This window comes from Deinococcus aetherius (genome assembly GCF_025997855.1).
Lineage (GTDB): Bacteria > Deinococcota > Deinococci > Deinococcales > Deinococcaceae > Deinococcus > Deinococcus aetherius.
In genome coordinates this window covers 1,570,201-1,592,519 of the sequence record NZ_AP026560.1, presented here as the reverse complement: position 1 = coordinate 1,592,519, position 22,319 = coordinate 1,570,201, and the positions used below count along the sequence as shown (strand labels likewise).

At 70.7% G+C, this 22,319-nt stretch carries 19 protein-coding genes; 11 read left to right on the top strand and 8 right to left on the bottom strand.

The genetic code is table 11. The annotated features are described in order from the left end of the window. Positions 1–17: 17 nt before the first annotated feature. The 3 genes from DAETH_RS07940 to DAETH_RS07930 all read right to left on the bottom strand — a co-directional run bounded on the left by DAETH_RS07940 (position 18) and on the right by DAETH_RS07930 (position 4,149). Entirely contained in the window at positions 18–1,424 is a 1,407-nt protein-coding gene (locus tag DAETH_RS07940) for a sugar ABC transporter permease (RefSeq protein ID WP_264774362.1), read from the bottom strand. A gap of 37 nt (positions 1,425–1,461) precedes the next feature. Further along, positions 1,462–2,874, bottom strand: coding sequence for an ABC transporter permease subunit (locus DAETH_RS07935; protein WP_264774361.1), 1,413 nt, complete (start codon positions 2,872–2,874; stop codon positions 1,462–1,464). An 84-nt stretch (positions 2,875–2,958) separates the two neighbouring features. Continuing rightward, positions 2,959–4,149: a sugar ABC transporter substrate-binding protein gene (locus DAETH_RS07930; RefSeq protein ID WP_264774360.1), complete on the bottom strand. Its 1,191-nt coding sequence runs from the start codon at positions 4,147–4,149 to the stop codon at positions 2,959–2,961. A gap of 555 nt (positions 4,150–4,704) precedes the next feature. Here DAETH_RS07930 and DAETH_RS07925 point away from each other — a divergent pair. After that, positions 4,705–5,745, top strand: coding sequence for a tyrosine-type recombinase/integrase (locus DAETH_RS07925; protein WP_264774359.1), 1,041 nt, complete (start codon positions 4,705–4,707; stop codon positions 5,743–5,745). Between the two features lie 11 nt (positions 5,746–5,756). Here the strand turns inward: DAETH_RS07925 and DAETH_RS07920 are convergent, their stop codons facing one another. After that, positions 5,757–6,731 carry a diacylglycerol/lipid kinase family protein gene (locus DAETH_RS07920; protein ID WP_264774358.1) on the bottom strand — a complete coding sequence of 325 codons (975 nt, stop codon included), beginning with the start codon at positions 6,729–6,731 and terminating at the stop codon, positions 5,757–5,759. 36 nt (positions 6,732–6,767) lie between these two features. Here DAETH_RS07920 and DAETH_RS07915 point away from each other — a divergent pair, with 36 nt between their 5' ends. The 3 genes from DAETH_RS07915 (at position 6,768) to aspS (ending at position 10,277) form a co-directional block, all read left to right on the top strand. Beyond that, positions 6,768–7,136: an IPT/TIG domain-containing protein gene (locus DAETH_RS07915; protein WP_264774357.1), complete on the top strand. Its 369-nt coding sequence runs from the start codon at positions 6,768–6,770 to the stop codon at positions 7,134–7,136. 115 nt (positions 7,137–7,251) lie between these two features. Further along, entirely contained in the window at positions 7,252–8,544 is a 1,293-nt protein-coding gene (gene hisS, locus DAETH_RS07910) for a histidine--tRNA ligase (RefSeq protein WP_264774356.1), read from the top strand. Next, positions 8,541–10,277, top strand: coding sequence for an aspartate--tRNA ligase (aspS, locus tag DAETH_RS07905; protein ID WP_264774355.1), 1,737 nt, complete (start codon positions 8,541–8,543; stop codon positions 10,275–10,277). Before hisS ends, aspS begins: the two co-directional genes overlap by 4 nt. Before the next feature lie 201 nt (positions 10,278–10,478). Here the strand turns inward: aspS and DAETH_RS07900 are convergent, their stop codons facing one another. Continuing rightward, positions 10,479–11,705, bottom strand: a complete 1,227-nt coding sequence (locus DAETH_RS07900) for an MFS transporter (protein WP_264774354.1) — start codon at positions 11,703–11,705, stop codon at positions 10,479–10,481. 29 nt (positions 11,706–11,734) lie between these two features. On the opposite strand from DAETH_RS07900, the gene DAETH_RS07895 reads away from it, so the two are divergent. The 5 genes from DAETH_RS07895 (at position 11,735) to DAETH_RS07875 (ending at position 16,716) form a co-directional block, all read left to right on the top strand. Continuing rightward, positions 11,735–12,394: a hypothetical protein gene (locus DAETH_RS07895; RefSeq protein ID WP_264774353.1), complete on the top strand. Its 660-nt coding sequence runs from the start codon at positions 11,735–11,737 to the stop codon at positions 12,392–12,394. 194 nt (positions 12,395–12,588) lie between these two features. Continuing rightward, positions 12,589–13,602, top strand: coding sequence for a dipeptidase (locus tag DAETH_RS07890; RefSeq protein WP_406585076.1), 1,014 nt, complete (start codon positions 12,589–12,591; stop codon positions 13,600–13,602). After that, a complete protein-coding gene (locus DAETH_RS07885; RefSeq protein ID WP_264774351.1) occupies positions 13,599–14,486 on the top strand; it encodes a C40 family peptidase in 888 nt (295 codons plus the stop codon). The genes DAETH_RS07890 and DAETH_RS07885 overlap by 4 nt, the downstream gene beginning before the upstream one ends. Next, a complete protein-coding gene (locus DAETH_RS07880) occupies positions 14,483–15,502 on the top strand; it encodes a dipeptide epimerase (RefSeq protein WP_406585075.1) in 1,020 nt (339 codons plus the stop codon). Before DAETH_RS07885 ends, DAETH_RS07880 begins: the two co-directional genes overlap by 4 nt. After that, entirely contained in the window at positions 15,499–16,716 is a 1,218-nt protein-coding gene (locus tag DAETH_RS07875; protein ID WP_264774349.1) for a Gfo/Idh/MocA family protein, read from the top strand. The genes DAETH_RS07880 and DAETH_RS07875 overlap by 4 nt, the downstream gene beginning before the upstream one ends. Positions 16,717–16,871: 155 nt before the next feature. On the opposite strand, the gene DAETH_RS07870 is transcribed toward DAETH_RS07875, so the two are convergent. Beyond that, entirely contained in the window at positions 16,872–17,501 is a 630-nt protein-coding gene (locus tag DAETH_RS07870; protein WP_264774348.1) for a histidine phosphatase family protein, read from the bottom strand. A gap of 74 nt (positions 17,502–17,575) precedes the next feature. Here DAETH_RS07870 and uvrC point away from each other — a divergent pair, with 74 nt between their 5' ends. Then, positions 17,576–19,426 carry an excinuclease ABC subunit UvrC gene (gene uvrC, locus DAETH_RS07865; protein WP_264774347.1) on the top strand — a complete coding sequence of 617 codons (1,851 nt, stop codon included), beginning with the start codon at positions 17,576–17,578 and terminating at the stop codon, positions 19,424–19,426. 65 nt (positions 19,427–19,491) lie between these two features. Here uvrC and DAETH_RS07860 read toward each other — a convergent pair whose 3' ends face one another. Beyond that, on the bottom strand, positions 19,492–19,656 hold the full coding sequence (locus DAETH_RS07860) for a hypothetical protein (RefSeq protein ID WP_264774346.1): 165 nt from the start codon (positions 19,654–19,656) through the stop codon (positions 19,492–19,494). 178 nt (positions 19,657–19,834) lie between these two features. On the opposite strand from DAETH_RS07860, the gene DAETH_RS07855 reads away from it, so the two are divergent. Then, positions 19,835–20,548 (top strand): phosphatase PAP2 family protein, encoded by a 714-nt coding sequence (locus DAETH_RS07855; RefSeq protein WP_264774345.1) that lies wholly within the window; start codon positions 19,835–19,837, stop codon positions 20,546–20,548. 12 nt (positions 20,549–20,560) lie between these two features. On the opposite strand, the gene DAETH_RS07850 is transcribed toward DAETH_RS07855, so the two are convergent. Further along, positions 20,561–21,973 (bottom strand): aspartate kinase, encoded by a 1,413-nt coding sequence (locus DAETH_RS07850; protein WP_264777409.1) that lies wholly within the window; start codon positions 21,971–21,973, stop codon positions 20,561–20,563. Between the last annotated feature and the right edge of the window lie 346 nt (positions 21,974–22,319).

The following is a 22,319-nucleotide window of genomic DNA, read 5'->3' as shown; positions in this document are numbered from 1 at the left end:
CAAACAGACCGGTCCGCTTACTCCTTGACGCCGCCCGCCATCGTGCCGCCCACGAAGTAGCGCTGGAAGCCGTAGAACAGCGCCACGATGGGCAGCGCCCCGAGGGTGGCGGCGGCGGCGAAGATGCCCCACTTGGTCGAGAACTGGCCGCTCGTGAAGCTCAGGAGCATCACGCCCACCGTCCACTTCTCCACCCCGGTCAGCAGCACGTTCGCCAGGATGAACTCGGCGTACGTACCGATGAACTGGTTCAGGAAGATGAACACCAGGATGCCCCCCGACAGCGGCAGCACCACCCGCAGGAAGGTCTGCCAGCGGGTCGCCCCGTCCACCATCGCGGCTTCCTCCAGCGACTCGGGGAGACTCTCGACGTAGCCCTTGAAGATCCAGGTGTTGAAGGCGATGGCCCCGCCCGAGTACGCCAGGATCAGCCCGGTGAAGGTGTTGTTCAGCCCGAGGAGCACCATCAGGGTATACACGGCGACGAGCGCGAGAAAGACCGGGAACATCTGGATGAAGATGAAAAACAGCAGGGTCTGGAAGCGGCCCGGAAAACGCAGACGGGCCATCGCGTACCCGGCGGAGGTGGAGAGCAGGATCGCCAGGGCGCCGGTGATGCCCGACACCAGCAGGGTGTTGCGCACCGACAGCAGGAACTTGCTCTCGTTGCCCGGCCCGGTGAACTGCGCGGGTGTCATGAAGACCACCAGCACGGCCAGCGCAGCGATCAATATGCGCATCACCCAGGTGCGGGCGCTCGTCAACCTCGCCGACTCGCCGCCCAGGCGGCCCCTCAGCGTGAGCAGCAGCAGGGCGGCCAGGGCCGCCCCGCCGATCACTGCCAGAACGATCTGCCAGCCCGGGATGGTCACCCCGTCGAAGAGCCGCCGAAAGTTCTCCAGGCTCAGGACGTTCAGGTTGGGCAGCAGCCCCGAACGGTACAGGATGTTCGGGTTGCTGAAGTCCGGGAACGCGAAGAGGCTGTTGCGGGGGTCAAAGGCTGCCAGCAGCACGTAGAAGAGGGGGTAGATCGCCACCAGCACGACCAGAATCAGAAAGAGGTGCGTGAGCTGGTCACCCAGCACGGCCGCGTAGCTGACCTTGCGCCCCGTCCGAGCCTGCCCGATGCGTTGCCCGATCAGGCTGGTGAGGGCCAGCACCCCGCTCGCCGCGAGCAGGAACAGCAGGAAGCGAATCCAGCCGCCCTCGATGAAATAGATCGTGAAGCTGCGGGGCCGCCCCTCCATATTGCGCGCCAGGAAATACCCCAACACGCCGAGGCCGAGCACCAGCGCGGCCAGCACGGTCCAGGGCAGCGCCCGCCGCAGGGGGCCTGGCTCGTGATGAACATATCCGCCCGGCGGCAGGGGAGAGGAAGAGCGGCCCGGCCCGCTGCCGGGAGTGGGCGTCGGCGTGGCGGTCATACGGGGACCTCCTGCGGGAATGGACGCGGGACCCCGGTCACTTGCGGGCCTCCCGAAACACGCCCGCCGCCCGGAAGTTCACCAGCGAGATCGCGAGCGTCAAGAAGAAGATGATCAGCGCAATCGCGCTTGCCAGCGAATAGTTCTGCCCGCCCGAGGAGGCGAAGGCCGTGTTGTACCCCCACGACAGCAGGATGTCGGTGCTCTGCGCCGTGCTCTCGCGCCCCTCCTGCGGGGGGCCGCCCTGGGTCAGCAGGTAGATGATCCCGAAGTTGTTGAAGTTGAAGGCGAAGGCCGACAGCAGAATCGGCGTGAAGGAGGTTCTGAGCAGCGGCAGCGTGATGTTCGTGATCTGCTGCCAGCGGCTGGCCCCGTCGATGCTCGCGGCCTCGTAGAGGTCCTCGTTGATCGTCGAGAGGGCGCTGATGGTGGCCGTCATCATGTACGGAAAGCCCAGCCACAGGTTGACGAACAGGATGCTGATCTTGGCCCACAGGGGATCGCCCAGCCACGGCACGGCGGTCAACCCCAGCAGCCCGAGCGTCTTGTTCACGATGCCGAACTGCTGGTTGAACAGGGCTACCCACATCTGCACGCTGATCACCGTCGGGATCGCCCACGGCAAGAAGAGCAGCGTGCGGTAGATGTTGCGGCCCTTGAGCCGCTTGTTGTACAGCAGGATGCCCAGGATCAGCCCGGCGACGGCGTTGAGCACCACCGTGGAGAAGGCGAACACCACCGTCCAGACGAAGACCGGAATCAGCGCCGTGCTCGCCTTGGCGAAGATCTCCTGGAAGTTCGCCAGCCCCACCCGCTCGTAGCGGTTGAGCCGCGTCGCGTTCGCCACCTCCAGGCCGGGCGCCACCGGGGCCGCCAGCGTCACCGCGTTCCCCTGCACCCCCGCGACGCGCGCCCGCACCGGCGTGGACGCCGTCTCGTCGAACAGCACGATGGTGTCGCCCGCGCAACTCGGTGTGCGGCAGCGCAGGTACCCGGCCACCGAGTCCGCCTCGGGCGTCCCCGCGAGCGTCACCGTGCGGCGGTCGGTACTCAGCTTCGCCTCCGTCCGCACCGCCGAGTCGGGATTGCCGCTGTTTTCCCCGCTGTAGTTCGTAAAGGCGTAGTTCACCGTCAGCACGACCGGCAGCACCGTGAAGGCCGCCAGAAACACCAGCGCCGGAAACAGGTAAAACCAGTTGGTGATCCAGGGCAGCGCCCGGGCGAGGAGCGGCATCCCCACCACCAGCGCCGCGAGCGTGTACACCAGGATCAGGTAGGGCGGCGCCCCCGGCAGGAAGCGGGCGGTCAGCGTGGACAGCCCCCAGCCGATCAGGGCCGCGCCCGCCAGCAGCCCGGCGAGCACCAGCACCGCCAGCAGCACGCCGCCCGTGCCGTCCGGGGGAAGCTGGCGGCTGCGGCGCGCGGGGGCCGAATTCATCGTCACGGTCATGGTCGCGCTCCTTCAGGAAAGGAAGGAAAGCGGCGGACGGGAGACACCCGCTTCCCGTCCGCCGCTTTCAGGCCGCTTTGCCCCTTACTTGTTGATGTTCGACTCGATCTCGGCCACGGCCTTCTGGAGAAGCCCGGCGTAGTTCTGCCCCGGCTTCTGCACCGCCTGCGCCGTCGCGGCCGTCCAGGGGCCCCACACCGCGCCCATCTCCGGGATGTTCGGCATCGCGCTGCCCGCGCTGATCGCCCGCCCGAAGCCCGTCACCACCGGGTCGCTCTTCAGCCGCGCCCGCGCCGAGAGGCTCGTGGGAATCGCCCCGCCCGCCTTGTTGTACGCCAGTTGCGCGTCCGGGCTGGTAAGCTGCCGCGCGAGCCCCACCGCCGCCGCCTTGTTCTTACTGTACGCGTTCACCAGCACCGCGCGCACCCCCACGAAGGGGCTCCACTTGCCGGACGCCCCGGGAGGGGTGGGGAAGTTGGCGATCCCGTAGTCGATCCCCGCCTTCTTGATGTCCCCCATGTCCCACGGCCCGGTGTAAAACATCGCCGAGCGGCCGTCCACGAAAGCACTCTTGGCCGCGTCCTGGCTCACGCCCTCCGGCACCAGGTTGTACTTGTAGCGCAGGTCGTTGAGGAACGAGAGCGCCTTCGCCGTCCCCGCGTTGTCCAGCCCGATGTCCTTGAGGTTCAGCGTCCCATTGTTGTTCTTGAACACGTACCCGCCGTACGCGTTCACGAAGCCGTAGCTCTTGTAGGGCTCGGCGATGTCGTACAGCAGCCCGAACCGGCCGTTGCCGGTGTTCGCCTGAGCGGCCTTGAGCAGTTCCGCCCAGTTCGCCGGCGCCTTGGGCACCAGTTTCTTGTTGTAGATCAGCGCGACCGCCTCGGCGTTCAGCGGCAGGCCGAACAGCTTGCCCTTGTAGGTAAAGGCGTTCAGGGCCGTCTTGTCGTAGTCGGTCTTGGAGGTCACGTACCGGTCCAGCGGCTCGATCACGCCCGACGCGGCATACCGCCCCAGGCGGTCGTGTGGCTCGGTCGCAATCAGGTCCGGCCCCTGCCCCTTCGGCGCGCTCTGGATGAACTTGTCCTGCGTCTGGGCAAAAGGAACGCTCACCACCGTCACCTTGTTCCCGGTCTTCTTCTCGAACTCGGCCGCCTGCGCCCGGATCCAGGCCAGTTCCCCCGCCGCCTCGAACGACGTCCACAGCGTCAGATTCGCGGCGGAAGCGCTCCCAACCAGGGCCAACGTCACCAACGGAAACAGCACTCTGTTCATAGAACTCCTTGATACCACGCCGGACAGCGATCCGGGCGGCAACTTCGTTGAACGAATGTTCAAGCTCATCTTTCCATGTCCGCCCCCCGGGAAAGAGGGCACACGCAACCATCCCCTTCACCGAGCCTTAAACTTCGCGACTCCTCGCCCCCTGTTCCCCAGGTCGTCCACACCCGAACAGCTGGAGAAGGACACAGAGGGCGCTCGCCCGGATTAATACAAAAAGAAGGAGTGCGGAGGCGTGTGCGGGAACAAACGTCGTAGGTCGACGGTGCGGGTACGCCTGCCCTCCACCTCGCGCCACGTTCAGGAGAGGTGCGCTCCCCGCCCGAAAGGAACGGCCGGCGGCGAGACCACGACGTTGTCCTCCTGCGCGCCGCGCTCCGGCGGGAAACGGTCGACCTTCCCGAACGCCCCTCAGCCGGGGCCGCTGGGGCCCCGGCCAGCGCGCCCCATTCCGGGAAATGCAGCCTGGCCCACGAAAGGCTGGCCGGGAGAGCCTCCACCCCCTAATTGCTGCTAAGTATCATTAGCGGCAGTAGGGTAGACTGGGGCATGAGCACCGAGATCGTCTTGCGTTCGCGCTGGAGTGTGCCCGAGAACCGTCGGCGGGAGGCCCTGCGCGCCGCCCACGGGCAGGATGCGGAGGTGCTGGGCGAGCTGCTGGAGTACCACCTGCGCCTCAAGAGCCGCCGGGCCGGGGTGGTGAGCGCGTCCACGCTCCGCACCTACCGGCTGGCCGTGCGCGACTTCCTGGGGTTCGTCGGCCCACCCGAGGCGCCGAGGCACGCGCTCAACCAGCTCGACGCCGAGGTGATCGAGCGCTACCTGATCGGGCTGCGCGGGCGCGGGCTGGAGGTGGGCAGCGTCCGCACCTACCTGTACGGGGTGCGGGCGCTGTTCCGGGCGCTGGTGTGGGCCGGGGCGTTGTCCCAGGACCCGGCCCGCGAGGTCAGGGCCCCCCACGACGCGACCCCCGCCCACGCGAAGAAGCGCGCCGTCGGGGCCCCGCAGCTCGGGCGGCTCTTCGCCCTGCCCGGCGAACTGCACGGGGACGACGAGGTCGGGCGGCGGGACGGCGTGATCCTCACCCTGGGGGCCACGCTGGGGCTGCGGGCGAGCGAGATCGTGGGGCTCGATGTCGCCGACGTGAACCTGGGGCTGGGCGAGGTCCACGTGCGGCACGGCAAGGGGGGGAAGGCCAGGCGCGTCCCGCTCACCCGTTCGGCCGCTCAGGTGCTCGGCCGGTGGTTGCAGGCGCGGGAGGCGCTGCGGGTCCGGGGGGAGGTGCAAGATGACCAGCCCGGCCTGCTCGTCTCGTTCCGGCCCTCCCACTTCGGCGCCCGCCTGAGCACCCGGGGCCTGCGGGAGATCGTGAACGGCTACCTCGCCGCCGCCGGGCTGCCGCCCGACATGTTCGGCGTCCACACGCTCCGGCGCACGGCGGGGACGCGGCTGTACCGGGCCACCCGCGACCTGCACGTCGTGTCGGACATCCTGGGCCACGCCTCGGTCACGACCAGCGCCATCTACGCCAAGATGGACCAGGGCATCCGGCGCGAGGCCCTCCAGAAGGTCGAGGACGACGAGCCGTGAAGGGGGCAGGCTCAGGTGTCGAGGTCTGTCTTGCGGGCGGGCGTGAGGAAGCGGACGGCGCCGGGGAGGATGCGGGCGGTGAAGGGGGTGGTCTCGACGTGCAGTTCGCCGTCGTACTGGAGGGGAAAGGGGTCCTCCGCCTCGACGGTGACCTCCCCCGCCTCCAGGGTTTCGAGGTTGCCGCTGAAGACGGGGTCGCCGAGGTTGAGCTTCACCCGCACCGAGTCAAGCAGGTTGGGCAGCAGCCGCAGGAGGTTCCCGGCCTTGAGCAGGACGACGGTGAATTTCCCGTCCGAGGGGCTGATGTCGCTGGTGATGGGCAGGCGGTAGTTCGCCATGCCGAAGTTGGCGACCATCACGCCGATGCCCTCGAAGTCGCGCCGCTCGCCGTCGATGACGAGGTGGAAGGTGGTCTTCTTGGGGTTGATCTGCCGCATGGCGCTCAGGACGTAGGCCATCGAGCCGTACTTCTCCTTGAGGTCTTCCGAGTCGCGGATCATGGCGGCGTCCGCCCCCGCCCCCGCGAGCATGGCAAAGCCGCTCTTCTCACCCTGCACTTCCACCTCACCGAGGTCCACCCGCACCGCGTTGCCGCCCGCGACGACGGCGGCAAGTTGAGCGGGATCCCTCGGGAGGTCGAGGTTCTGCGCGATCAGGTTCGCGGTCCCCGCCGGGTACGCGAGGACCGGCACGTCGCGGTAGCGGGCGGCGTAGGCCAGGGCGCTCACGGTGCCGTCGCCGCCCGCCGCAACGAGAACGTCGAAGTTCTCCAGGTCGGTGAGGGACTCGCCGAGCGGGGTGTCCTGGGTCAGTTCGCGGGCGGTCACCAGGGCTCCCCCCTGCCCCAGCCGGGTGACGAAGTCGGGGAGGGTGCTCTCGCCCTGGCCGCTTCTGGGGTTGAAGACGAGCAGGACCTGCTTGCCCGCGAGCCCGGCGAGGGGACCACTGTCTGGTGCGGCACTGGGGGGGGTGGTTTGACCCGTCATTTGGGGCTCATTAGACTGCTCACCTGGAGGCCAGGTATGGTGCGTTTCTTCTTTGCTTCTTTACTGTTCGCGGGTGCGCTGGCATCGTGCGCGCCCCGTCAGCAGGCCACGGCGGGCGTCACGGTCACGCCCGTCCTGATCAAGGTCTCCGAGCCCGCCGCGCGGGGCGGGACGCTGACCGTGCAGGGGCGCTACCTGGGCGGGCCCGCCACCGGCCGCGTCCGCCTGGGCGCCGACGCCTCGGGGCGCGGGGGGTACGTCTTCCCCGCCTCGGCGGTGCGCTCGTGGACCGACGGGGAGATCGTCCTGACCATCCCGCAGGACGCCCCGGTCGGCGGCTCGTGGCTCTTCGTGGAGGTCGGCGGGCGGCAGTCGACCGGGCTGCCGTACAGCGTGAGGCAGTAGGGAGACCGTCGGCGATCAGCTTTCAGCCGTCAGCCAAAACGAGCAACGCCCGGGCATAGGCCGGGGCGTTTTTCTTCGCTGACGGCTGGCGACTCCCTGCTACACTCCCGGGGTTATGGCGCTGCAACGCCCCAAGGGCACCCAGGACCACCTCCCGGAGGGTTCTCCCAAACTCAGCCTCGACGTGCGGGCGTCGGCCTTCGCGCAGGTGCAGGACACGGCCCGGCGCGTGCTGGAACGTTCGGGCGCGGAGTTCATCGCCACGCCGCTGTTCGAGGAGGCCGAGCTGGTCAGGCGGGGGGTGGGGGGATCGACCGACATCGTCCGCAAGGAGATGTTCACGGTGTACTACTTCGGGGACCACGGCGGGTACGTCCTGCGGCCGGAAGGGACGGCGAGCATCGTGCGGGCGTACCTGCAAAACGGGCTGAGGCAGCTTCCTTCTCCCCTCAAGCTCTGGACCCACGGGCCGATGTTCCGCGCCGAGAACGTGCAGAAGGGCAGGCTCCGCCAGTTCCACCAGGTCGACTACGAGGTGCTGGGCTCGACGGACCCGCTCGTGGACGCCGAGGCGATCTGGCTGATGTGGGAGGTCGTGCGCGAACTGGGGCTGACGGGCGTGCGGGTCAAGCTCGGCTCCATCGGCGACCCCTCGGACCGGGAGGCCTACAACGCCTACCTGAGGGAGGTCTTCACCCCGCACGCGGGGCGCCTCTCCGATGACAGCCGGGACCGCCTCGACCGCAACCCGATGCGGATTCTGGATTCCAAGAGCGCGGGGGACCAGGCCCTGACCCTCGAACTCGGGGTGCGGCCCATGCTCGACTTCCTGGGGGAGGAGGCGCGGGCGCACTTCGGGGCGGTGCAGGGCTATCTCTCGGACTGGAGGGTGCCCTTCGACCTCGACCCCTCCATCGTGCGCGGGCTCGACTACTACCGCCGCACCGCCTGGGAGCTGCACCACACCCAGGTGGGGGCGAAGTCGGCGCTGGGCGGCGGGGGTCGGTACGACGGTTTGAGCGCGCAACTCGGCGGGCCGGAGGTGCCCGCTGTGGGCTGGGCCTTCGGGATCGAGCGGCTGCTCCTCGCGCTGGAGGCGGAGGGGGTGGCGCTGCCCGCCCCGGAGGGACCGCTGCTCTTCCTCGCGGCGATGGACGAGGAGCGGGTCGGGCTGGCGGCGCGGCTCGCGCTGGGGGCCCGCTCTGCCGCCCGGGTGGAGTTCGCCTACCGGGCGCTGAAGCCGGGGAGCGCCTTCAAGGAGGCCGACCGCCGCCGGGCCCGCTACGCCGCCGTGATCGGCAGCGAGGAGGCCGCGCGGGGCGTGCTGAACGTCAAGACCCTGGCGACCGGGGAGCAGCGCGCGGTGGCCGCTGCCGACCTTTCCACCTTTCTTTCGGAGCAAGCATGAAGCGCACCTGTTATGTCGGCGAACTGAACGAGGGTTACCTGGGGCAGACGGTCACCTTGCAGGGGTGGGTCAGCCGCCGCCGCGACCTGGGCGGATTGATCTTTATCGAGCTGCGCGACCGCTCGGGGACCGTGCAGGTGGAGGTCGAGCCCGACTCGCCCGCCTTCGCCCAGGCTGACACGGTGCGGGGTGAGTACGTGGTGGAGGTGGAGGGCCTCTTCCGCTGGCGCCCCGAGGAGCAGCGCAAGGGGGCCCTCGCGGACTTCGAGGTGGTGGCCTCCCGCCTGCGGGTGCTGAACACGGCGAAGACCCCGCCCTTCGAGCTGGAGAAGGGGGAGGGGGTCGCGGAGGAGTTGCGGCTGAAGTACCGCTACCTCGACCTGCGGCGGCCCGAGATGCAGCGCCACCTGATGCTGCGCTCGGACGCGGTGGCGGCGGTGACCCGCTTCTTGCACGCCGAGGGTTTTGTTCAGGTGGAGACGCCGATGCTGACCCGCTCGACGCCCGAGGGGGCGCGTGACTTTCTGGTGCCCTCGCGGCTGAACCCGGGCGAGTTCTACGCGCTGCCGCAGTCGCCGCAACTGTTCAAGCAACTGCTGATGATCGCGGGTTTTGACCGCTACTACCAGCTCGCCCGCTGCTTCCGCGACGAGGACCTGCGCGCCGACCGCCAGCCCGACTTCACCCAGCTCGACATGGAGATGAGCTTCGTCACCCAGGAGGACGTGCTGGAGGTGCAGGAGCGGCTGATGAGCACGGTCTTCCGCGACGTGCTGGGGGTCGAGTTGCCTCTCCCCTTTCCCCGACTGTCCTACTTTGAGGCCATGGACCGTTACGGCTCGGACAAGCCGGACCTGCGCTTCGGGCTTGAGTTCGTGGACGTGACCGACCTCTTCCGGGGCGGGGAGTTCAGGGCCTTTGCGGACGCGGGGAGCGTGAAGGTTCTTGCCGCCCCGGAACTTACCCGGCGGCAGGTCGACGAGCTGGAGCGGGTCGCCAAGCAGAACGGGGCCGGGGGGCTGGCGTGGGTCCGGCGCGAGGGAGACGCGTTGACGGGCGGGATCAGCCGCTTCGTGGGGGGGCGGGCCGGGGAGTTGCTCTCCCGCACCGGGGTGGCTCATGGCGGAACGCTCCTCTTCGCGGCGGGCGAGTGGAAGCGGGCGGTGACCGCGCTGGGGGCGGTGCGGCTGGGGCTGCGCGACCTCCTGGACCTGACGGCGGGCGGGCCCGCGTTCCACGTCTCGTGGGTGCTCGACTTCCCGCAGCTCGAATGGGACGAGGAGCGGGGGGCCTGGACGTACATGCACCACCCCTTCACGGCGCCGCACCCGGAGGACATCCCCCTCTTCGGCACCGACCGGCAGGGGGAGATCCGGGCGCAGGCGTACGACCTGGTGCTCAACGGGTACGAGGTGGGCGGCGGCTCGATCCGCATCCACGACCCGGAGGTGCAGTCGAAGATGTTCGCGGCCATCGGGCTCTCGCCGGAAGAGGCCCAGGAGAAGTTCGGGTTCTTCCTCGACGCGCTCGCGTACGGCACGCCCCCCCACGGCGGCATCGCCTGGGGCTTCGACCGCCTGGTGATGGTGATGGCGGGGGCCTCCAGCATCCGCGAGGTCATCGCCTTCCCCAAGAACAACCGGGGCGCCGACCTGATGGCGCACGCCCCCTCCCGGGTCGACCCGCGCCAGCTCGCCGAGGTGGGCGTGGAGGTCGTGGAAGACGAGGGATGAGGAAGGGTGAGGGGGGCGGCGGGGCCCCTCTTCCCTTCCGTATATAAGTGAAGTTTTTCTTTTATTTTGGGCTTGTGTAGATTCTCTTTCCTGGGAGGGAAGGCTGACCTCCACGGGGTCAGGACAAGACTCCCGATTCCTGGTGCGGGAGGAACTTCCCTTACCCTTCTCCCTGCAACACCGTGCTGGGACGCCGGTGGGTCACTCCAACCCTCGCACGGCCCGGGTCGAGAGGCCCAGCAGGGCCAACAGCGTGATGATCGACCCGCACGCCAGCGCGCTGCCCGTCACCCCCAGAACCTCCACCGCCTGCCCCAGCACCACGAAGCCCAGCGGCAGGAGGGCGATGGACCCCAGCATGTCCACACTCGCCACCCGCCCCAGGGCCTCATTCGGCACCCGTTCCTGCAAGGTGGCCTCCCACAGCACCGAGAAGAGGGTCACGCATGCCCCGCTGACGAACAGGGCCAGCATGGCCGGGAGGAGTGACCCTGCCAGCGCCAGCAGGGCTACCGCCGAGCCCTGTCCCACGACCGCCGTGTAGGCGACGATCCCCCGGCGCCGTACTGATCCCAGGCGGCCGAGCACCAGGGCGGCGACCACGGCGCCCAGCGCCTGCGCCGTATACAGCCAGCCCAGGTCTGGCGCGCCCCCCAGCACCTCGCGGGCGTAGAGCGGCAGCACGACGACGTTGAGGCCCCCGAAAAAGATGTTCACCAGCGCGAAAAGTCCAATCGTCAACCATAGCCAGGTGGAGGCCAGAATGATGCGGAAACCCTCCAGGGCCTCACGCCACAGGGGTTGAGCAGCAACCTCCTGAAGGCGGCGGGGGCGTGGACGCATCAAATACAACCCGAGCGCACCCACGACGAAGCTCAGCGCGTCCATCCCCAGCGCGAAGCTCGCGCCCCCGAGCGCGACCAGCATGCCCCCCAGCGCCGGACCGATCACCCCACTGAGCTGGTTACTGAGGTTACGCAGGGCGTTCGCCGGGACGAGCTGGGCGTCGTCCACGAGTTCCGGCAGAATGCTCGCCGTCGCCGGGTAAAAGAGCGCGCTACAGGCCCCCAAGGCGGCGGAGAGAGCCACCAGGGCGGTGATCGAGACCTGGCCCTGGGCGAGGAACCAGGCCGTGACCCCCAGGAGCACGGCCCGGAGCCCGTCCATCGCCAGGAGGACCGCGCGCCGGGGCAGCCGGTCCACCAGCACGCCGCCGATCAGGAGCAGCGCGAGTTGGGCGCCCGTGGACCAAGCCGCTAATCGGGCGAGGTCGGAGGCACCTCCACCCAGGGACAGCACCACGGCGGGCAGGGCCACCGCCGTCATCCGGTCCCCCAGGGCCGACACACTCTGGCCGAGCCAGTACGGCAGGAAGGGTGGGCGCAGCACGGCGCCCGCGTGTGGACCGAGGAGTCGGGCGAGGGTCATGGGCTTACCCTCGCCGTACCCTACGTGACATGCAAGACACACCATCACCCAGGAGGCGAACCGTCACCGATCCCCAGGCCGCGCGAATTCTCCTCGACCCCCAGGAATTGCACTTCTTCGAGCCCTTTCTGGCACGGGAGGGGACGGTGCGTGAGGTGGCCGCCGTGCTGGCCTGCAAACCCAACAGCCTGCTCGCGCGGGTGCGGCGCTTCCTGGCGTGCGGGCTGCTGGAGGTGGTCCGCGAGGTGCCGCGTCCCGGGCGGGCGGTGAAGGTGTACCGCTCGACAGCGGACGTGTACTTCGTGCCGCACTCCGGCTCACCCTTCGCGGACCACGCGGTGTGGGCGCAGGAGCGCGCGGCTTTGCTGGGGCGAGGGCTCCGCTTCGGGCACGCCCAGGCCCCCAGGTTGAGAGGGCATCGGGTCTACCGGGACGAGCACGGCGTGACCACCCACATGCTGGCGGTGAGCGCGGACGAGAACTATGACCCACTCGCTCCGGGTGAACCGGCGCTGTTCACAGCGTCGCACGACGCGGTGTATCTGAACTTCGAGGAGGCCAAGCGGCTTCAGGGCGAACTCGACGCGCTCTTGCGGCGGTACGCCACGGTCGGCGGAGGGCAGCGGTATCTGCTGTGGCTCAATCTGGTGCCCTTACCCGTTCAGACAGCCCTCGGAGGGGCCACGTAATTCCTTGCTCATCAACCCTCGCGCCTGGTGGTCGCTGCCCTGGCACGACACCAGGAGGAAGTGGAAGCCAAAAAGTGTAAACCAGGTTACTAACGTACAAGGCTTTTCGAGTCTTGTCCTGACTCCTCTACAATCGCGGAGGTGAACTTGCACAGGTGGGGTGACGTGCGGGCCATGCGCCGGGGCGGGAGGAGTTGCCGTTGACCCCTCGCGCGCTGCTGATCGACGGCCATCTCGACCTCGCCATGAACGCGCTCGCGGGCCGGGACCTGACCCTGGGGCTGGAGGCGTTGCGGGCGCGGGACCCGGTGACGGGGCAGACGGCGACGGTGACCTTCGACGAGATCCGCGCGGCGGGAACGCGGGTGTGTTTCGCGACGCTCTTCGCGCTGCCGCAGGGGCCGGGGAGTCCGGGAGGGTACACGGACCACGCGGGGGCGCGGGCTCAGGCCCTCGCACAACTGGACCAGTACCGCCGCTGGGAGGACGCGGGGCTCGTGCGCCTGTTGCGGGAGGGGCGCGAGGTGGAAGAGCACCTGGCCGGGGGGTCGGGGGCGCTGGGGGTGGTGCTGCTGATGGAGGGGGCGGACCCGGTGCGGGGCGCGGACGACCTGCCCTTCTGGGTGGCCTCGGGGGTGCGGGTGATCGGCCCGGCGTGGGGGTGCACACGCTACGCGGGGGGCACCGACGCGCCGGGGCCCCTGACGGCGGCGGGGCGCGACCTCGTGACGGCGATGCGGGAACTCGGGGTGGCGCTCGACGCCTCGCACCTCGACGACGCCTCGTTCTGGGAGGCGCTGGACCTGGGGCCTCGCCTTCTCGCCACCCACACGAACAGCCGCGCTTTTCTGCCCGGCAACCGGCACCTGACGGACGCGATGGCGCGCGCGGTGGCGGAGCGGGGGGGCGTGATCGGGCTGGTGTTCCTGAGCACCTTCTTGCAACCGGGGTGGGAGGTGGGGCAAGACCGGGTGCCTCTCGCGGGTGTCGCCGCCCACGCGCGGCACTACGCGGAGGTGGTGGGCTGGGCTTCGGTCGGGCTGGGCACCGACCTCGACGGCGGCTTCGGGCGGGAGAAGGCGCCGTCGGGGATCGAGCGGTACCGGGACGTGCCCCGCTTGCTGGGGCTGCTCCCGGCGGAGCACCGGGCCGGGGTGGCCGGGGAGAACTGGCGGCGCTGGCTGACGCGCTACCTTGGGACACGATGAGTGCCCCGCCCGCGCCCGACCTCGACCCCCGCACCCACGCCCTCGACCCGGGAAGACGCGTCGCCGAGGAGGCGCTGCGCGGGCGGCTTCCCGGCGAGGGCTGGCGGTACCTCACGCCCCGGGCGGGCTGGGTGGGCCGTTCACGGCTGAGCCTGCTGGCCCGGCCGGAATCGGACGCCGCGCAGGTCACCGAGGCGCTGCCGGGCGAGGCGCTGGAGGTGCTGGAGGAGCGGGAAGGCGGCTGGGCCTGGGTGCGGACCGGCCACGACCGGTACCTGGGCTGGGCGCGGGCGGCGGGGCTGGGGTTCACCCCGCCGCCGGGGGAGGCGTTGACGGTCACGGCACTGCGCGGGCACGCCTTCGCGGGGCCCCGGGTGAGCCGGGCGGTGGTCGCGGAACTGTGCTTCGGCGCGCGGCTGGGTCGCGCGCCGGGCGGGGTCGAGACCGAGGACGGGCGGCGCTGGGTGCCGGTGTGGCTGCCGGACGGGGAGGAGGCCTGGGTGCAGGAGGTGGTGCTCTCCCCCGCCCCGGCCGGGGACGCGGCGAGCTTCGCCCTGCGCTTTCTGGAGACGCCCTATGTGTGGGGCGGGCGCAGCGCGTGGGGGCTCGACTGCTCGGGGCTGACGCAGGTGAGTTACGCGGCGCTGGGGCGGCCCCTCCCGCGTGACGCCGACCAGCAGCGGGGGGCGCTGGGGGAGGTGGAGGAGCCCGAGCGGGGCGACCTCGCCTTTTTCCCGGGGCACGTGGGGCTGATGCTGGACGCGCGCTCTGTGGTCCACGCGAACGCGACCCGGATGCGGGTGAGCGTGGAGACGCTGGGCGAGGGCGAGTACGGGGAGCGGCTGGCGCGGGGCCTGACGGGGTTCGGGCGGTGGGCGCCGTGACCGTCCGCTGGGAGACGCTGGAGCTGCACACGGCGCGGCCCTTCGGGATCGCGCGCTGGACGCGCTCGGCCTACCCGCGCACCTTCGTCATCTTCGAGGCGGATGGGGTGACCGGCCGGGGCGAGGCCGCGCCGAACGCCTTCTACGGGGAGACGGGTGGGACGGTGGCGGCGGTGCTGCCCCTGCTCGCCCAGGCGCTGACCGACGGCTGGGACTGGGACGGGCTGCGCGGGCGGCTGGAGGCGCGGATGCCGGGGGGTCACCCCAGCGTGAAGTGCGCGCTGGAGATGGCGGCCCTGGAGTGGGCGGCCTGCTCGGCGGGCGTGCCGGTGTGGCGGCTGTTGGGCCTGTCGCCCCCAAAGATTCCCGAGAGCAGCTTCACCGTGGGCCTCGGCCCGCTGGAGGAGATGCGGCGGGAGGCCCGCGAGGCGGTGGCGCGCGGGCACGGGGTGCTGAAGGTGAAGCTCGGCACGGCGGAGGACGAGGCGATCCTGGAGGCGCTCCGCGAGGAGGCGCCCCACGTCTCGCTGCGGGTGGACGCCAACGCGGCCTGGACCCGGCCCCGGGCGCGGCGGATGCTGGGGGTGCTGGAGGCCGCCGGGGTGGAGTTCGTCGAGCAGCCGCTGGCGGCCGGGGACCTGGAGGGGCACGCGGAGTTGCGCCGCCTGTCGCCCCTTCCCCTCGTCGCCGACGAGAGCCTGCACCACGTCTCGGACGTGCCCGCGCTCGCCGGGGCCTTCGACGGGGTGAACCTCAAGCTCGCCAAGCTGGGGGGGCCGCTGCGGGCCCTGCTCGCCCTGCGGCTCGCCCGCACGCATGGCATGAGCGTGATGATGGGCTGCATGATCGAGAGTTCGCTGGGGATCGCCGCCGCCGCGCACCTCGCGGGGTTGTGCGACTGGGCCGACCTCGACGGGGCGCTGCTGCTGGCGGACGACCCGTTTACCGGGCTGGAGTGGACGGCGGGGCGTCTGGAGCGGCCGGGGGGCGTGGGGTGGGGGGTGGAGCGGCGGTGAGCGTCACCGTCGCCATCCTGGGCTGCGGCAACCGGGGCGCGGACGTGTACGCCCGGCACCTCGCGGCGCAGGGGGCGCGGGTGACCCACCTCGTCGACCCCCGGCCCGCCCGCCTGGCCGAGGTCGCCTCCAGGCACGGCCTGGGCCCGGAGGCGTGCTTCCCCGGGGAGGACGCCTTCTTCGCCCTCGGGCGGGTGGCGGACGCGGTGGTGATCGCCACGCCCGATGACGCCCATGTGGCGCCGTGCCTGCGGGCGCTCGCCCTTGGGTACGACGTGCTGCTGGAAAAGCCGGTGTGCCTGGAGGAGGCCGATCTGGAGCGGCTGCTGGCGGCGGAGGCGGCCGCGCGGGGCCGGGTCACCGTCTGCCACGTGCTGCGCGCCACGCCCTTTTTCAGGAGGGTCCGGGAGGCGCTGGAGTCGGGGCGGTTGGGGCGGCTCGTCGGGGTGACGCACGCGGAGAACGTGTCGTACTGGCACTACGCGCACTCGTACGTGCGGGGGAACTGGCGCGCCAGCCCACCCGCCGCGCCCTTCGTCCTGGCCAAGGCGTGCCACGACCTCGACCTGTTGCGGTGGTTCGCGGACGCGCCCCCGGCGCGGGTGAGCAGCGAGGGGGCCCTCCACCACTTCCGCCCCGAGGAGGCGCCCCCCGGGGCCTCGGACCGCTGCGTGACCTGCCCGGTGGTGGACTGCCCCTACGACGCGCGGGTGATCTACGGGACGAGGGACCCTGCCGGGTGGCCCGTCACCGTGCTGACGGCGGGGGGGGTGCCGCTCTCCGAGGCGCTTTCGGGCGGTCCCTACGGGCGCTGCGTGTATCACGCCGACAACGACGTGGTGAGCCACCAGACCGTGACCGTCGTATTCGCCAACGGGGTGACGGCGGGGCTGACGGTGAGTGCGTTCACCCACAACAACACCCGGACGCTGAGGCTGCTGGGCACCCACGGCGAGCTTCGGGCGCAGATGGAGCGCGGCGAGATCGAGGTGCACGATTTCCGCACGGGCGAGGTGGAGCGCGTGGTCGTGGACGCGGGCGGGAACCACGGGGGCGGGGACGAGGCGCTGGTGGCGGCCTGGCTGGCCTTCCTGCGCGGGGAGGCGGGGGTGCCCACCCCGCTCGCGGAGTCGCTCGACTCGCACCGGATGGCCTTTGCGGCGGAGCGGGCGCGGCGACGGGGGACGGTGGAGGGGGTGGCGGAGAAAGGGTGAAGGAAAGCCGGCGCGGGGTTCCCCTTTGAGGTGGAGCGGCGAAGACCTGGGTGGGGCGTGTGGCTCGGGCTGGTGCCGACTGACGTGGGGGGCTCTCTTGGTGGAGGGGTGGAGCGGCTTGTCTCGTTGTTTCACTCCTCCTACTTACCATTGTATTAATTTGGGTTGATCGGCATCAGTTCCTTCAGGTGCCGGACGTCGGCCAGGCGCACGACGTGCCAGCCTTCCCCGTGGCGTTCGAGTTCGGTGAGGGCGGCGTTGGGGTGGGCAAAGCGGGTTTCTGTCCAGGCGACGGCGACCGGGACACGCAGAAGGGCGGCGAGGCCAGCGGTGAGCGCCCCGCCGTGGGAGACGATGATGGGGGTTTCGCCGGGGGGCAGGCCGTTCAGGGCGCGGTGGAACCGCTCGCCGACCTCCTCCAGGCTCTCGCCGCCGGGAAAGCCGAGGGTGCCGTCCTCCTTTCGCAGGGCGTGGGTGCGGAGGTCGTCGTAGGGGCGGCCCACCCAGTCGCCGGGGTCGATCTCGTGGACGCCGTCGAGGATGTGCAGCGGGACGCCGAGGGCGTCGGCGACGGGTCGGGCGGTTTCGCGGGCGCGGCGGTAAGAGCTGGCGTACACGCGCGGGTTCTGGAGGTGCAGGGCGGCGAGGTGGGCGGCGACGAGGCGGGCCTGGGTCTCCCCCGCCGAGTCGAGGGGGTCGCCCTCGCCGCTGGGACCCCGCAGGACGCGGGAGACGTTCGCGGCGGTCTGACCGTGGCGGACGAGGAAGACTCGGGAGGCGGGCATGGGGGCAGGCTAGCGCGGGGACGGGCGGTGAGCGAACATCCGGTGAGGGGTGGTCATGCGGCCTATCCTGGGGCGTGCATTTCGATGATCTGCCCGTGTTGCCGACGAGCCCCGGCGTGTACATCTTCCGCAAGGGGGGCACGCCGATCTATATCGGCAAGGCGGTGAACTTGCGCTCAAGGGTGGGACAGCATTTCAAGGCGGGGGGCAAGAGCGGCAAATTCACCTCTCTTGCCGACGCTCTGGAGTTCATCACCACCCGCAACGAGGTCGAGGCGCTCATCCTCGAGGCCAACCTCATCAAGCAGCACCGGCCGCACTACAACGTGCTGCTCAAGGACGACAAGCACTACCCCTTCCTCAAGCTCACGAACGAGGACTTCCCGATGCTGGTGGTGACGCGGCGGGTTCTCCAGGACGGGGCGAGCTACTACGGCCCCTACCCCGACGCTGGCGCGGTGCGGCGGGTCAAGCACCTCGTGGACACGATGTTCCCGCTGCGCAAGAACTCGGGGCTGCCCCTTCAGAAAAAGCCGCGCCCCTGCCTGAACTACCACATGGGCCGCTGCCTGGGGCCGTGCATCGACGCCGCCGACCCGGGTGAGTACCGCCGGGTGGTGGAGGACGTGAGGGGGCTGCTGGAGGGCCGGGCCGCGCACGTGGTCGCGCGGCTCAGGGAGGACATGAAGGTGGCCGCTCGCTCGCAGGATTTCGAGCAGGCGGCCCGTCTCCGGGACCGGGTGGGGGCGGTGGAGAAGCTGTTCGGGACCGAGCAGCACGCGTACGTGGGGGGCGAGACGGACCTCGACTTCCTGGGGGTGGCGCAGGCGGGCGAGTACGCGATGGTGCAGCTCTTCCGAATGCGGGGCGGGCGGGTGGTGGGCCGCGACAAGCGCTTCCTGACGAACGCGGAGGGGGGTTCGGACGCCGGGGAGATCATCGAGGCCTTTGTGGGGGACTACTACACCCAGGCGACCCACGTGCCGCCGCTGATCCTGCTGCCCGCCGAGTTCGAGGACGCGCCGGTGTGGAGCGATTTTCTCAGCGGGCGGGCCGGGCACCGGGTCGAGATGCGGACGCCCAAGCGGGGGGACAAGGCCGACCTCGTGGAGATGGCGCAGCGCAACGCCTCGGTGGGGCTGGAGTCCGAACTCGCGTTGCTGGAGCGGCGGGGCGACCACCCGGGACTCGACGCCCTGCGCGAGGTGCTGGCCCTGCCCGAGCGGCCCTGGCGGATCGAGGGGTTTGATAACTCCAACCTCTTCGGGACGAACATCGTCTCGGGGATGGTGGTGTTCGAGGGGGGGCGGGCCCGGCGCGGGGAGCACCGCCGTTTCAAGGTGAAGGGCCTGGACCACCCCGACGACTACACGGCGATGCGGCAGACGATCCACCGGCGCTTCACCGGGTCGCTCTCCGACAAGCTGCCGCTTCCCGACCTGATCCTGATCGACGGGGGGCGGGGGCAGGTGAACGCGGCGCTCGACGCTTTGAAAGAGGCGGGGGTGCGGGTGCCGGTGGTGGGGCTCGCCAAGCGCGAGGAGCGGATCATCCTGCCGGGGCGGTTCGGGGCGCAGTGGTGGCTGGAGTCGGGGAGCGAGGTGGGGGTGGAGGGGGAACTGCTGCTCCCGCACACCCACCCGGCGCTGCGGGTGCTCATCGGGGTGCGCGACGAGGTGCACCACTACGCGGTGAGTTACCACCGCAAGCTGCGTGGGTCAGCGATGCTGCGCAGCGTGTTCGACGACCTGCCGGGCATCGGGCAGAAGCGCCGGGACGCGCTGCTGGAGCACTTCACCTCGCTCGAGGACCTCGCCTCGGCGCCGGTGGAGCAGATCGCACAGGTGCCGGGGATGAACCTCAGGGCCGCGCAGAGCGTGAAGGAGTTCCTGGTGCGGCGGGCGGAAAACTCGGCGCCGGTGTAGAGGCACACGCGCCGCGCCCCCTCATGGTCAGAGGGGGCGCGGCTTCGTGGGGTGGGCGGGTTTGTTCATGCGGGGCGGGCGCGCAGGTGCAGGAGGGCGAGGACGCCCGCGAGCCGGGAGGGCCGGGCCCCCTGGGAGCGGGCGGCGCGGGCCTGCCGGGCGCGCCGGGCCTCGGCGTGGAGGGCCTGGAGGCGGTCTTGTCCGAGGGCGAGGTGCAGGTGGGCGTTCACGGGGACTTCCTTTCGGCCGTGGGGGCCCGGCCCTCCCGGCTGCCCCCAGGGTGCCCCGCGCTCCCCCTTCCCGGCATCGGCGGGGTGGCGCAGGCGGCATGGGCGAAATGGCGGAGGGTGGCGCTCCCTGAACGTTTTCCGTGCAGGGCTGCCCGCCCGCCCGCCCTAGAGTGGCGGGGTGCGCCGCCACCTGCCCGCCCTGCTCGCCCGCCACTGGCGGCAACTCGCCCTGCTCTTCGTCGGGGTGCTGCTGCCGCTGGGTTTTTTTGCCGATCTGGTGGAGGACATCTTCCGGGAGGGGGGCTTTCCCTGGGATCAGGAGGTGCTGAGGTGGTATGCCGCGCACCGCACGCCGACGCTGACCGGGGTGGCGCAGGCCCTCGCCCTGCTGGGCGGGGTGTGGGGGCTGCCCCTGCTGGCGAGCGTGATCGCGGCGGGGCTCGTGCGGGTGGGCGCGCGGGCACAGGCCCTGTTCCTGGTCTACGCCGTGGCGGGGGCCGCCGCGCTCAACGGGCTCGCCAAGTTCTTCTTCCAGCGGCCCCGCCCGGACGTGCTGGAGGCGGTCGTGCGGGAGCCGGGCTTCTCGTTTCCCAGCGGGCACGCGATGAGCAACATGGCCTTCGGCCTCGCGCTGGTGCTGATCTTCCGCTTCTCGCGGGTGGCGTGGCCGCTGGCGGTGCTCGGCGCCCTGTGGGGCCTGGCGGTGGGGGCCAGCCGCAACTACCTGGGGGTGCACTACCCCTCGGACGTGCTCGCGGGCTTCGCGGCGTCGGTCGCCTGGGTTACCGGGCTGTACCTGATCCTGGCCCGCCGCTGGACCGTGCTGCGCCGCGCCCCCGAGGAGAGCGCCACGGCTCCTCCGGCCAAGGACGGCGAGGCGGCGAAAGGCTGAGGCTTTCGCCGCTCAGTCGGCGGCCGCCGCCCGCTCCCCCAGGGCGAAGGCGGCGTGGACGGCGCGGGTGGCGCCCTCGACCTGGGCCTCCTCGATGGCGACGCTGATGTTGAGCTCCGAAGAGCCCTGGCTGATCATCAGGATGTTGATGTCGCTTCCCGCCAGGGCCCCGAAGAGCCGCGCGGCCACGCCCTTTTGACCGCGCATCCCGGCCCCCACGATGGCGAGGACGGCCACGCCGGGCTGCTCCTCGACCTGGAGCTCGCCCGTGACGGAGCCCCGCAGGGCGGCGAGGGTCCGTCTCGCGTCCACCCCCTGCACGGCGAGGGAGACGTTGCTCATCGAACTCGACTGGGAGACCATCAGCAGGGTGATGTTCTCGCGGGCGATGGCGTCGAAGAGGCTGGCGACCACCTCGGGCACCCCGAGGGCCCCCGCGCCCGTCACGTTGATCAGGCTGACCCCGCGAATGGCGGTGACCGCCTTGACCGGGTGGCCGGGCTCGTCGAGGGGCTCCTCCTGCACCAGGGTGCCGGGGAAGTCGGGGTCGGCCGCGCTTTTCACCCGCAGGGGGATGCCGCTCTCGCGCAGCGGGGTCACCGCGAGGGGGTGCAGCACCTTGGCGCCGAAGTAGGCGAGTTCCATCACCTCGCCGTAGCTCAGGACCTCGATGTTGCGGGCGCCCCGCACCACCCGGGGGTCGGCGCTCATCACCCCGTCCACGTCCTTCCAGGCCCAGACCTCGTCGGCGTGCAGGGCCTTGCCGATGATGGTGGCGGAAAAGTCGGTGCCGCCGCGCCCCAGGGTGGTGATCGCGCCGCCCTCGGTCTCGCCCATGAAGCCCGCGACGACCGGGGTGACCCCCGCGCCGAGGAGGCCGCCCAGACGGTCATTGATCCGCTCGTAGCTGCCGGGCAGGGGCCGGGCGTTGCCGAAGTGCTCGTCGGTCATGATGCCCGCCTGGCCGCCGCTGAGGTGGTGGGCGCGGACGCCCTGGCCCTCCAGCGCGAGGCTCATCAGGGGGGCACTCAGCCGCTCGCCGAAGGCGACGATCAGGTCGCGACTCCTGGGGGTGAGTTCGCGCAGGAGGTAGACGCCGTAGACGGCCTGGCGCAGGGTCTCGTGCAACTCGCGGATCTCGCGCACCGCGCTGGAGTCGGGGGCGGCGCCGAGCTCCTGGGCGGCGGTGAAGTGGCGAGTGCGCATCGCGGCGATCTCGTCGTTCGCGGAGGCGATGTCTCCCTTCTCGGCAGCGTCGGCGAGGCGCAGGAGCCCGTTGGTCACCCCCGCCATCGCGGAGACGACGACGACCACCTTCACCCCGTCGTGGACCCACCGGGCTGCCAGGCTTGCGCTGTGGCGGATCGCGCCCGCGTCCTGCATGTTGGTGCCGCCGAACTTCATCACGAGGAGCGAGTACGCCATGACCGGCATCATACGGCCCGCCTCGCGCGTTCCGGGGGCGGGCGGTCTGGGCAGGCGGCGGGCGGGTCTTCCCTCCTCGCGTCCGGCCTTGCCGAGAGAGGGGGTATGGCGGGGGCGAGGAACAATCATTCTTGTATTAATTTACAGATGGAGCGAGGGGCGTGCCCCGTTCACAGGCTCTACTCCTAACTGGGGTCAGGAGGTAAGCATCACTCTTTTGACCCCCTCCACTCGTGGGACTTGCAAAGCTGCAAAGCAGAGGGGGCGTGTGACACCCCAGCCGCTCCCCCAGGGCCAAGGAACGCCTCCTCCGGAGAGACAAAAGCCTGCCCCGTTCACTCTTTCT